Genomic DNA, 9,119 nt, shown 5'->3' on the forward strand with positions numbered 1-9,119 from the left:
GGCCCAGGCTTGCAGACCGGCCAGCAGGGCCTCGACATCCTCGCGGTACGGCCGCGCCTTTTCCTCGTGCTCGGCCTTGATCCGGGCGATCTCGTCGTTCATCGCCGTCTCGATCCGCACTACCTGGCGGCGGAATTCTCCGATTTGCCGGACCCAGGTCTCGGCCTCCTCCCTGCTCTGCGGCACCGCGATCCGGGGCGTGGCCTTGCCTTTCACCTTGCTCATTCCTCATCTCCTTGATTCCATCCGGCCTGGATGGATTTGTTGACGGCGGCGCGGTCAAGGGCCAGGTAGGCCCGGATCTTGTCCCGCGCCAGTTCGCAGGCGTAGCCGATGCTGATCAATTGCCGCGTGTCCGGAGCGGCGTCACACTCATCCATCAACTGAATGATGCGGAGCACCTGATCCACGGCGTCTGCGCGGTATCCGGAGATCACCCCCGGTAATTCCAGGGCTCGCTGCAATTCCTGGGAGGCATCCCACACCCTGTACAAGTGATCCTCCAATCCCATAGTACGCTTCACGCGCGGCACGTTGGCGCGCACCGACTCCATAGTGGCGCCGATGTCGCGCAGCTGATCCTGCATCTGTTTTTCCGCATTACTGTTCATTGTCTTTCTCCGTGGTTGCGGCCCCGTTCCCCACGGTGTATCGTGGCTGCGGGCCAATTGATTAGATTGTGCTCATGCTCAGCTCCGGTCGGAGAGCGGTGGCAGCCTCTCTCCGACCATTTTCTTCATCTCCCGCGCCGCGATCATCGCGGCCAGGTTCACGATCCGCAGCTCATCCGGCCGCTGCTTCCCTCGGCATTCATCGCACCAGGTATATTTGTAGGGGCGCCGCTCGCTCCATTCATGCCGGTCCTGCTTCCGGCACCGCTCGCACGCGGTCTGGAAGCCCTCCAGGGTCATGCTGGTCGGCCGGCCGTTGGTCACCGGGCAGATCTTGACCGCCCGCAATTTTTTCACTGCTTCAGCCCGGTCATCCCTGCGGCCCAGTCCCTTCAATCCCTTCACCATGGCACCTCCATCGTTAAATTTTTCGGCCTGTTTTTTTACTGGCCGGCCGCTTGTTAAAGCTCCTTAAATCGCACTTCAAACAGGCTTTGTGCTGCCTGATCATCTTCGGGTTGCTGCCTTTCACCCCGAGTTTGTGCGCCTTGTTCCACAGCTCGGCGCACCGGCCGGGCTCTATTTCGCCCAGGATGGGGCACACGACCTTGCCGTCGCGGCCGTAGATCGACATCACCCGCTCCTCCATCTTCTCCGTGCTGGCGGGGTACTTCCCGGCCTTGAGCAGAGAAATCGCGGCCGGGGACACGCCCATCTCCCTGGCCACTTCGGAGTCCCCTACCACTTCGGCTCGTTGCCGCAAAATTTCCAGCCATCCCATGGTCTCGCCTCCAGGGCGCGTATCGGCCTGTTCCTTGACCTTCGGCCGCTTTAATTCATCTGACACCAGGTTGTAGCGGTACTGCCGGCCCGTCAGGCCCACGGTCTTGATATGTCCGTCGCGCTCCAGCAGTTTGGTGTAATCCTCGACGCTGCCGCGCGACGCACCGGAAAGCCGGACAATGTCCGACCGGGTGAATCCTCGTTGCAGCCGCTTGATGGCCCGCCATATCCGGTCGCGGCCGGTGTCCCTCTTTGGCCTCTTGACGGGCCGGTCCGTCAGGTCGCGGACAATCTCCCAGGTCGGGTTCTGCAGGTACGGGCCGGGATCGGCGTACCCCTTGGCCATCTTGTGGTCCTCGATTTCCCGCAGGTAGCCCTCGCCGGTCAGCTTGTCCAATACCCGCAGCACCGCCTTGCGGTCCAGTTCCACCCCGGCGGTCACCTGCTCCAGGGTCACCTTTCGGCGGCCGCAGGTGAGCAGATACAGGACGACAGGGTCGAGCACGGTCATCGTTGCCGCTCCTTCTCCAGGTATGCCTCCAGGTGCGCGGCGGAGACCTCTTCCAGCCGGTTGAGCCCGGCGATCCGCTCGGCCCGCTCCAGCCAGGTGGTGGTCATCCGCAGCCGGCCCTTGCCGTGGAGATGGACGAATGCGATCGCATCGTCGGTCAGCCTGACCTCGCACACCTGTTCGGCGTAATTGGCGATCTCGGCCTGGCTGAACAACTCAAACCGCACCCGTACCGTGACCCGGTCGATCAGGTGCGCGTAATTCTTCAGATCCTTTTCCAGCGTGTCCATCCCCATCAGGATGATCGGGGCGTTGGTCATGTCGCTGATGTCGCGCACCGTCTCGATGATGCCGCTGGCCACCAGATAGTCGGTCTCGTCGATGATGATCGGTTTCGACTGCTCGTCGAGGATGTTCAGCAGCTGCTCGAAGATGTCGGCCGACCGGTATTTCGGGGCCTCTTCCAGGGCTGAGACGATGTTGGCCAGCAGTTCGCGGCGGGTGATGCCGTCCGTGGCCCGCACGTAGGGGATGGCGTGGTTGGTGTAGCACCAGTCGCCGATTTCGGTCTTGCCGGTCCCGTAGGGTCCATACACCAGCATGATGCCGATCCGCCCCTTGACGGGTCGCCGCAACACCTCCAGGCCGGCCATGAACCGCCGCACGTTTTGCGTCATTGCAAAAGTGTCGATCATTGGTTATTTTTCCTCCGTACAGTCACAAGCTCCTATGGCCCCTGCTGTGGCAGCAGCAGGGGCCGCCTTTGTTCAGATCTCCGCCCGGGCTTCCGTTACCCCGTATTTTTCCCGCAGGTCGCCTTCAAGCCGCAGGTAATCCTTGCCGATGCCGTCGGCGTAGAAATCGGTCAGGAAATCGTGTTCCCACCTGGTCAGCGGCCGTTTTTCCTTGCGCACCGAGGTCAGGATGTCGAGATACCGGTCGGACTTGCAGGTGATCAGCTTGACCACCTTCTGTTCCTTCGCCGGCGCCGGTGGAGCCGGTTCGGTCAGCACGATCTCGACATCTCGCAGGTTCGCGCTCATTTCGTCCTGCCGGCCCTGCACCCGGTCAATGGCCGCCACCGCCTTGGCCGCCTCCGCCAGCATCGGTGTGGTGTGTTCGACCGTCGGGACCGGGAACTCGACCAGGTTGGCCACCTCGGCACGGCGGAAATTCACGTAATCCTGATAGGCTTCCCGGGTGCCTTCCTTCTTGGCCCGCCGGCGCAGCTCCTTCGCGCCTTCGGCGACGATCCTGTCCGCATGGTTTTTGGCGGAGGTTGAAAACCTGGCCCGATCGATGCGGTACCATTTGGGATCGATCGCCACGCACAAGAAGGTCCGCTCCCCTCGGTCGCCCTGGAGGTAGATGTAGGCCGTGCCCATGTCCGCCGGATCGAGCAGCACGAACACCTTCTCCCCGACATGGCCGGCGAAGTCGCGCGCCTGGTAATACCGGTGATCGACCCGCACGCCCTTTTTGGTGATCGTGCCGATACCGCCGTCTTTCGGGGCTGGCAGCAGCAACATGTCCAGCACCCGCAGGTCGGATACCCTGCGGATCGGCTGCGTCCAGGTGCGCGCCATGTCGATCGGCTTCCTGCCGTCCAGGCCGCTGTGCGGATCGTGCTGGTACACAAACGTGGTCCATTCGTTGCAGAACCGCTGCAGATCCTCGGAGGTCAGGTTCACGTCGACCGGGTCGCCGCCCTTCTTCATCACCCGCTCGGCAAAGCTGCGCCTGGCCTCGATCGCCTTGCGCTCGGCCACGTTGTGGCCGATGTAGCCCGGCATCATCTCCACCAGGCCGTGCAGGAAGGTGCGGAAGGCGCGCTCGATGTGCGGTTTCTCGTCGCCACTGAAGGGCGTGCAGTACTCGGGCTCGATATCCAGGCTGTCCAGCACCATGTTCACCCTGGCCGACCGGTAATCCTTGCCGTTGTCGATCTTCAAAACCTCGACGATGCCCCACTCGATGCAGCAGTGCCGCAGCAATGCCACAATGGCCGAGGATTTCGAGGTTTTGGAGACCAGCAACCGCAGCCGGCGGGAATACACGTCGATCACCCCGATCAGGGAATGGCGGCCGTCGATCAGCATCAGGTCCGCCGGCGTCGAGTCCGCCTCCCACAACTGGTTGAGCCGCTCCACCCGCTCGCTGGCCGAGCCAAACGCGAGTCGTTTCTTGTTCTTGTATTCGTCGGGGTTGGTGTAATACAGCCACAGGTCGGCGTTCTTGCCGATCCAGTTGTCCCGGAACCGGCCGATCGCCGTGGCCGAGGGGATATCCCGGCCGAACTTGCCCATCAGCAGCCGGTGGATGTTGGCGTTGGTGGTGTTCGGGTTCAGGCACATGGCGTCGATCACCATGTCCTGCTGTTCCTCGGTCAGCGTTGTCTGGCCGCGTTTCGGATTGTGGTAGCCAAAGGCCAGCCCGGGCAGGCCGTTCCGGTCGTAGGCTTCGGCAATGCGGCGGAGCGTGGAGCAACTGGTCGTCTTGCCGACGATCGCAAGCACGTTCTCCGGCACCCTGATCTTCCCGGAATTGTAGGCGGCCACAAAGGCGCGGTCCGCCTTCTTGCTCCGTTTGGCGTGGCGCGGCACCTCGAACCCTGCCGCCTGGACGAATCCGTCACAGAGTTGGAGCAACTCGTGCCGGGCCAGGGCCTCTTTTTTGCGCTGTGCCGACATCTGGCCGAAAACCAGCTGCGCCTGCTCCCGGGCGATCAGTGCCCGCTCCTTTTCCTCGGCGCGGACGGCCAGCATTTCCCTGGCCGCCTCGGCGCCGATCCGCTCCACCGCGCAATCCGGCTCGCCGCATCCGGCCGTGGCCCGCGCGGTCATCAGCGCCAACCGGTACTCCTCGGGCAATAGCGTGATCGGGTAGTGCTTCTCAGGCCCGCTCGGCCCTTTTGCCCACACAAAAATTTTGCCGAGGGCGTTCAGATTCAGTTGTATGGCCCGCTTGCTCAGGCTCATTGCCCCGGCGATCTCCTTTGCGGTCACTGTCCCGTTCACGATCCGCTCCTGTTTCTTCCCGTTACTTCTTCAGCGTCTCCAGCAGATCCTCGAGCAGGCCGATCATGGTCCGCTTGCCGACCGCCTGCCACCCCTCGTCGTTCTGTGCCACGACCACCTGCAACAGGGCCTGGTAGGTGGTCTGCACCAGGGGCGGCAGATCAGTCTCCTTTTTGGTCCGGTCCGCGTGCTTCTTGACTTCGTCGTCAATTTTTCTCTGCTCGATCTCCAAAATCACCGAGATGACGAAATTGGCGGTGATCCTGGCGCCCGTGGCACAGGCCTTGTCCAGCACCTGCAGCCAGATCTGGCGTTGTTTCTCGGGGGTATATTTGGTGAGGGGCCGAGCCTGACGCTCGTTTTGGGGAAGGAGGTCTTCGATGATTTGTGCACCATGGTTCACATTTTCGTGACTGCTAGAAAGTGTCCCATGGGACACTTTTTCTTCCAGAAGCGCTTTCAGGTTTGTGTGCACGTCTGCGGCCTCTATCAGCCTGTATCCGTGCTTTTTGGTCATATCCCATTCGCGGAGCAAGTAATCCTCAAAAATTGGATAGTTGATCCGGTACAGCCGCTGGTCCCGAATCTCTTTCAAGGCCAGCCCGACCGGCACAAAGCCCCTCATGTTAGTGTCGATTACGGCCTCAAGTTCGGCCAGCAGCTTCGCCTCTCTCTGCGACAGGGGTTGTTCGGTGGTATTGATCAAAGGGTGCATGGTTGGGGTCTCATTACTTGGGTTGATTGTGGGCTAAATTCATGCCTTCAGGAGAATTGGTTCGCGCAGGGTCTCCTTATTCCCCCGCTGTGCCACCTCCCTTCTGAGCCGTTCTCGCAACTCTTGCACCGTGGCCTGCGGCACCTTGGTCATTTCCATGAGTTTGTTGATTCCGAAAATTCCTCTCGCGTCATGCTCTGTTCCCTTCTCTTGAAAGTTTTTCTCCAATAGCGACGGCCTGTTCCAGGGTATAAAAAGCGTATTTAAACCCAGGGCGTCCCAGCCACCGTCCATCAACACGCAGCCGGTAATACTGGTGCCAGTATTCTCGATCGCGCAGTGGTGGGCGTGGAGTCATCGTCTTCCGGTAGGGGTTCCAGTTGCAGCGCCATTGCTCGGCTCTGTACAGCTCGATTTTGAGTGTTTTTTTGCCCTCTCTTGCGGCATTTCTGTATTTCCAGACAATGTCTGCCACTCGCATCTCACTCATTTCACTGCTTCATTTCCTTCAGGAAACGCTCCCGCTTCCGCTTCTCACGCTGGAGCCGCTTGGTCTCCTCATCCAACTTCTGGATTTCCGCCCGGAGCGCATCCGGCCCGGGCAAGGCAAACAATCCGGCCGTCTCGGCCATCATGCGCAACGGCCCGTGATCTCCGGTCACTATGCAGAACGCCGGTAGATATTCAGCAGGAACCCGGTGTCCTTCCTTGCTCTCCGCCGTCCAGGCGTCAATTTGGTATTTACTCACCTCAACCCCGAGCAGATGGCTCATCTTTCCGGCGATCTCCCAGCGGGAAAACGAACATCGCTTGATCGAGTCGGTCATGGCTATTCGCAATCGTTCTCTGATGTTGGCCGACCCCTCGGTTCCGTTCTCCTCATCCAGCTCGTTTTGCGCGTGCGTCAGCACGTCCAGCAGGCTCATCTGCCTGCGGTCTCTACTGTCTGTTCTTTTCCCCCGTCTAGACATTGACGGTATGTTGCCCCGATGATAGGGTAGAGCCACCAAGAGCTTTCCTGGTGAGGGCTTGCTCGTACTCTGCGCGCTTTTTCAGGATCTCTTGCCTGATCAGCCGCCGAAGGACTTTTCCGGCGGCCGATCCGAAACAATCGTCGACCTCGAGACCGAGGTATTCGGCGATGCTGGCCCGGACATGTGGGGTCTCTCTGACGCCCTTTACGGTTTTCTGCACCGAGTGGGTGTTGAATCCAAGCTGCTCGGCGAGCTTCTCCATGGAGATGCCGCGTAGCCGGAAAAGTTGCTGCAGGTCGTTCATTCAGTCGTGGGCTCCAAGGTTATTTGGGAAGTTCGAAAATCATGGAATTGCCACCCCGTCCACATCGACCGATCAGGCCAGCCGACTCGAGGGCGCATTCGGCGGCAAAATCAGCGTCATTAAGGCCGAGACTGAAAAGACGAAGCACGCGATTTGCGGCAAGAAGATGTCCCGATTTGATCAGGCTTTGATAGGCGGATATGGCTTTCTGTTTCATTGTTGCCTCCTTTTTTGATTTCCAGCGACTATGTTTCAAAATTTGACAGACACCTACTGTCTAGCAAACCGTAAACGGTTAGTCAATCTGTTTCAGGTAAAAAAATAATCGAAAAACGTCAATTGCCATAATCTGATACTGTGACAATGAGCTTTGGTGATCGAGTAAAATCAGTGAGAGGCGATCTTACGCAAAAGGTATTCGCTGAAAAACTCGGCGTTCATACTAATACGGTTAGCAGGTGGGAGAGGGGAGAGCAGATTCCTGATCAAGAAGATTTGTGCAATATTCTTGCGGTCTTTTGTGAAGTATCTCCCGAATGGCTTCTTACGGGCAACGGCTTTAGGGAAAAGAGCACACCCAATTTTGACAAAATATCGGAAAATGAAAATAAGGTTAGGTCGCCCGAGTCCGAGGCATCGATTTTCGACTCTCTTGGGATGGTCGAAGGCATGGGGCTGCTGACTAAAATTTACTCAGCCGCAGATCCGGTCTATATCAGGGCCATCAATGCCAACCTTATGGCCTTCGCCAATGCGGTGGAGAGTAAGACTGTGGCCCAGGATATGGAGAAGCGCCTGCAGGATATGGAAGCCAAACTCGCCGAAATGGATGAGCTAAAACGCTACGTGCTAGAACTGAAAATCAAAGAAGAGGCCAGTGAGAAGGCCCGCCTCGGGGAACAATCTTCAAAAAGGAAGGTGGCGTGATCTACGTCAACTTTTAAAAACCAAAGAATACACTGGCAGAGTACCACAATGTTCCCTTTTGCCATTTCACCCTTGCTAGTTTTTTTGTGGCACCTGCACCGTGCGGGATAATAGCGAAAAATCAGCAGTATGATATTTTAAAACCAGGGCGACCCCCGTTTCACCCTTCGTTTCACCCTTTCTAGTATGGACTCAAACTTTGCGGAGGTAAATCATGGACCGGATGATAAAGCTGTTCGAGGCCACGAAGCGCCTCGACGTCCTTGTTTGGGAGAACAAGGAGGGCACCGGTGGCTATCTCTCAATCAAGCACAAACCCCGTACAAGAGACACCCAAGGTGAAGCTCTTGTTTTCCACACGGATGTCCCTGATCTCGTGAAAGCCTTGACCCAGGCCGCTTTGGAGCTATCTTCGAGAGGATGGTATTTCGCCGGTTACAAACACGGCTTCGATGATGGAGAGGAAGAGAGGACCAGACCCGTCTCGTCTGCACTGGCCTGGAAGAATATTTCATTAATGGAGGAACCATTGAATCCCTCCTCGTCAAAACAGATCCAAGAAAGACTGAACTGACCAAAAACGGACCCAAACCTTACGGCTGGTTTATGCCATTTTTAGCCAAATTTTAAAATTCGGACTCACCACCAAAAAAGTTCCATTCAAAACCCGTAACCATCTGTTTTCGAGCCAATCCCACCACATCTCACCTTATCCCACTTCATCCCGGATACGGGTTCATACCTTGTGTTGTTGAACAGCTTTCTGGAAAAAACGCTTTGATCAACAGAGAGCCACCTGAACATTATATGGAGTCCATTATTGCGGGTACACTTCACCTGAAAAGATGTGGTTCATCCGGCAAATGCGTACCCGGAGTTGTGTAGGTTGTAGAGTCTGAGCTTGAAGTATTCCATGTCACGGAACCCATAGCAGCCCGTTGAAAAACCCCGTAACCCTGTAAAACCTATTGCCCCAATCCCCATGTGCGGTAAATTGATTTTATCATTTCACAACAAGGAGTTATTACCGTATGGCGATTGGTAGACGCAAACCCAAGCAACAGACAATGTGGGTCAACCAGCATCAGCTTCCCAAGGGCCAAGGGCATCCCTTTTACTCCCGGCTCAACGATCTTCTCGCCAAGGATGGTTTCGACTCTTGGGCGGAAGAGCTCTGCGCCCCGTGTTTTGCCAGCAAGGGAAGGCCCTCCATTCCGCCCGGAGTCTATTTTCGGATGCTGTTCATCGGCTACCTGGAAGGTTTCGCCTCCGATCGA

Annotated in this window: 14 protein-coding genes; 3 read left to right on the forward strand and 11 right to left on the reverse strand. The window is 57.7% G+C overall.

Features of this window, described 5'->3' with window-relative positions:
• The 11 genes from Q362_RS0116955 to Q362_RS0117005 form a co-directional block, all read right to left on the reverse strand.
• Positions 1–225, reverse strand: a 225-nt coding sequence (locus Q362_RS0116955) for a host-nuclease inhibitor Gam family protein (protein ID WP_028318526.1), incomplete at its 3' end; no start/stop codon positions are given.
• Positions 222–611, reverse strand: a complete 390-nt coding sequence (locus Q362_RS0116960; protein WP_028318447.1) for a hypothetical protein — start codon at positions 609–611, stop codon at positions 222–224. The genes Q362_RS0116960 and Q362_RS0116955, both read right to left, overlap by 4 nt.
• 78 nt (positions 612–689) lie before the next feature.
• The gene (locus Q362_RS0116965; RefSeq protein WP_028319613.1) at positions 690–1,019 is read right to left on the reverse strand and encodes a hypothetical protein; all 330 of its coding nucleotides are present in this window, start codon (positions 1,017–1,019) and stop codon (positions 690–692) included.
• A 13-nt stretch (positions 1,020–1,032) separates the two neighbouring features.
• The gene (locus tag Q362_RS22505; RefSeq protein ID WP_051554446.1) at positions 1,033–1,905 is read right to left on the reverse strand and encodes a hypothetical protein; all 873 of its coding nucleotides are present in this window, start codon (positions 1,903–1,905) and stop codon (positions 1,033–1,035) included.
• Positions 1,902–2,600 (reverse strand): AAA family ATPase, encoded by a 699-nt coding sequence (locus Q362_RS0116975; RefSeq protein WP_028319614.1) that lies wholly within the window; start codon positions 2,598–2,600, stop codon positions 1,902–1,904. The genes Q362_RS22505 and Q362_RS0116975 overlap by 4 nt, the downstream gene beginning before the upstream one ends.
• A 72-nt stretch (positions 2,601–2,672) precedes the next feature.
• Positions 2,673–4,922: a Mu transposase C-terminal domain-containing protein gene (locus tag Q362_RS22510; protein WP_157470283.1), complete on the reverse strand. Its 2,250-nt coding sequence runs from the start codon at positions 4,920–4,922 to the stop codon at positions 2,673–2,675.
• Between the two features lie 22 nt (positions 4,923–4,944).
• Complete coding sequence (locus Q362_RS22515) at positions 4,945–5,637, reverse strand: hypothetical protein (RefSeq protein WP_028319615.1); 693 nt, start codon at positions 5,635–5,637, stop codon at positions 4,945–4,947.
• Between the two features lie 190 nt (positions 5,638–5,827).
• Positions 5,828–6,127 (reverse strand): hypothetical protein, encoded by a 300-nt coding sequence (locus Q362_RS23885; protein ID WP_157470286.1) that lies wholly within the window; start codon positions 6,125–6,127, stop codon positions 5,828–5,830.
• 1 nt (position 6,128) lies between these two features.
• Complete coding sequence (locus Q362_RS21455; protein ID WP_051554448.1) at positions 6,129–6,563, reverse strand: hypothetical protein; 435 nt, start codon at positions 6,561–6,563, stop codon at positions 6,129–6,131.
• A gap of 37 nt (positions 6,564–6,600) precedes the next feature.
• Positions 6,601–6,915 (reverse strand): hypothetical protein, encoded by a 315-nt coding sequence (locus Q362_RS0117000; protein WP_028319617.1) that lies wholly within the window; start codon positions 6,913–6,915, stop codon positions 6,601–6,603.
• A gap of 19 nt (positions 6,916–6,934) precedes the next feature.
• Positions 6,935–7,132, reverse strand: coding sequence for a hypothetical protein (locus tag Q362_RS0117005; protein ID WP_028319618.1), 198 nt, complete (start codon positions 7,130–7,132; stop codon positions 6,935–6,937).
• A gap of 146 nt (positions 7,133–7,278) precedes the next feature.
• On the opposite strand from Q362_RS0117005, the gene Q362_RS22520 reads away from it, so the two are divergent.
• From Q362_RS22520 to Q362_RS0117020, 3 genes are all read left to right on the forward strand, one after another.
• Complete coding sequence (locus Q362_RS22520) at positions 7,279–7,842, forward strand: helix-turn-helix domain-containing protein (protein WP_084312940.1); 564 nt, start codon at positions 7,279–7,281, stop codon at positions 7,840–7,842.
• Positions 7,843–8,056: 214 nt separating this feature from the next.
• Entirely contained in the window at positions 8,057–8,416 is a 360-nt protein-coding gene (locus Q362_RS0117015; RefSeq protein ID WP_028319619.1) for a hypothetical protein, read from the forward strand.
• A gap of 457 nt (positions 8,417–8,873) precedes the next feature.
• On the forward strand, positions 8,874–9,119 hold a 246-nt coding region (locus tag Q362_RS0117020), incomplete at its 3' end, for a transposase (RefSeq protein ID WP_169737458.1).

The sequence above is a fragment of the Desulfobulbus elongatus DSM 2908 genome (assembly GCF_000621145.1).
Classification (GTDB): Bacteria; Desulfobacterota; Desulfobulbia; order Desulfobulbales; family Desulfobulbaceae; genus Desulfobulbus; species Desulfobulbus elongatus.